Raw genomic sequence first — 1,754 nt, forward strand, 5'->3', positions numbered from 1 at the left:
TCCAAATTATCCAACTAAGCTTCAAACACTAGAGCAAGCACTGAGTGTTCTTGGCAAGCAAGTCGTTATTACAATCAAAAACGCGGCTTAACTTCCTCCCCACTTTTAAAATGGGGAGGGGAGTTCTATTTTTTTAATTAAGCAACCTTTTTAATGGGGCTCTCCAAATTTGGTTCGTAAGCTTTTAACAAAGGCTCCATAATCGGGGGAGGTTTTAAGGTTCCAAAATTTGTAATCATTGCCAAAATTCTGAGTGCATTTGGTGATTCATCTTGAAGTTTTAAAATCAAAGCTTTTTCTATTGCATCCATGGTCTCAATGAGAGCATTAAAAGCCTTATCTTCGACATCATCACGATCAGAAAATTGAAACAAAGCTATCCATAAATCACATAAAAAGTCGATACTGGTGTTCATTGTACACCTCCATGGATTTGTTCTCTCAAACATGCCAATCCTTTTGGTGTGATTTTTGTTGAAGGGAGCACCTTTTCTGTACCATCCGGTCTTTGAATGGTAATAGCGGGACAATCCATGAATCCTTTCTTTATCTTATCCTGATAAGGTAACAGCGGCGCCCCTGGAGCCCGTCGATACACCCAGTCATGTTTACGCAAATAATCGGTTAAGTCCTTTGGTCGTACTTCAAGCATTTTCGCTGCTTCGATAAGACCAAACAACCCATCAGAGCGCTTTAAACCTTCCAAAGCTTTTGCTTTTGGAGTCAATCCAGCAATGGTGTTATCCTTTTGCTCGATTTGATTTTGTAAGTGATTTAAGACACCAAGTAATGCTTCGGGTTTGGAGTAGTCAACTTGTGGTGTTGCTACTTGTTTCAAAAGCCGTTCACATTTGATAAAGTATTGACGCGCTTCATGCCCTTTATCATTACGCTCTATCATCGAAAGATGTTTAGCCATGTCTAATGTAATGTGGTATTCTTTTACCTTTCCACCGTTTTCTAAATTTTTAGAAAGCGTTATAAAGTTTATATTTTCCAGAAACTTACATTCTTTAATGCGATTTTTAATCCAGTCTGCAAATTTTGATGTAATTTCCAAAAATGCGTGCAAATCACGTGCATTTACTGTTTGAACAGTTTCCTGATCAATAACCTGTTCTCTAATTTCTATGAGAGTGTTCATGTGAACTCCTGTTCGATTAGACGTTTTTGATTGACACTCAATAAAGAATGCCGGGTGCTCAAAAACACGGCGAACAGTCCGTCGTTACGCTTTTCCCATAAGGGTATTGTATAGCGCAACTACACCCGACAATGCCATTATATGCGTGTAACATACAATGAGTCAAAGCCTTTAATGTGCGGAAGAAAAATTGTGTCGGCAATCTATCCGCTGTTCGTTTAAGGTGTTTTTGAGGCACCTAATACCAAAGATATACATTACAGAAATAATGTCAAGCGGCTTCCGATAGTTTTTTATGCTCTTGTTGATTTTATCGAACGTTGAGAAGAGACAACGTAATCTAAACAGTTTTATAAAATCGGGAATTTTACTATGGCTTTTTAACTGAGCACTGTAGTGTGTAAATGGATATATTTATTAAACTGCGTGTACGTAACATAAGAAACAATACACAAACTAAAAAAGAATACCAAAGAGCAATATCTGAGTACCAAAGTACAGTATCCAATGGAAAAGAAAGCTTATGCTGCACGTACTTAGAAATGAAAGGTAAAGAAACAGTTTCTTTATAACTATTTGGAAAAATTAAAACGACAAGCGCTAAACTTAT

Annotated in this window: 2 protein-coding genes and 2 pseudogenes; 1 reads left to right on the top strand and 3 read right to left on the bottom strand. The window is 37.2% G+C overall.

The window, feature by feature from the left end; translation table 11 throughout:
• Nucleotides 1-91, top strand: a pseudogene (locus ACFIKX_RS02965) (type II toxin-antitoxin system HicB family antitoxin); the annotation flags it as partial.
• A gap of 46 nt (nt 92-137) precedes the next feature.
• Here ACFIKX_RS02965 and ACFIKX_RS02970 read toward each other — a convergent pair.
• From ACFIKX_RS02970 to ACFIKX_RS02980, 3 genes and pseudogenes are all read right to left on the bottom strand, one after another.
• Nucleotides 138-416, bottom strand: a complete 279-nt coding sequence (locus ACFIKX_RS02970; protein ID WP_375629339.1) for a hypothetical protein — start codon at nt 414-416, stop codon at nt 138-140.
• Nucleotides 413-1,144 carry an antA/AntB antirepressor family protein gene (locus ACFIKX_RS02975; protein WP_375629342.1) on the bottom strand — a complete coding sequence of 244 codons (732 nt, stop codon included), beginning with the start codon at nt 1,142-1,144 and terminating at the stop codon, nt 413-415. The genes ACFIKX_RS02970 and ACFIKX_RS02975 overlap by 4 nt, the downstream gene beginning before the upstream one ends.
• Nucleotides 1,145-1,514: 370 nt before the next feature.
• Nucleotides 1,515-1,754 (bottom strand): annotated as a pseudogene (locus tag ACFIKX_RS02980) (hypothetical protein); the annotation flags it as partial.

The sequence above is a fragment of the Bartonella sp. CM86QHHN genome, assembly GCF_042194695.1.
GTDB lineage: Bacteria > Pseudomonadota > Alphaproteobacteria > Rhizobiales > Rhizobiaceae > Bartonella.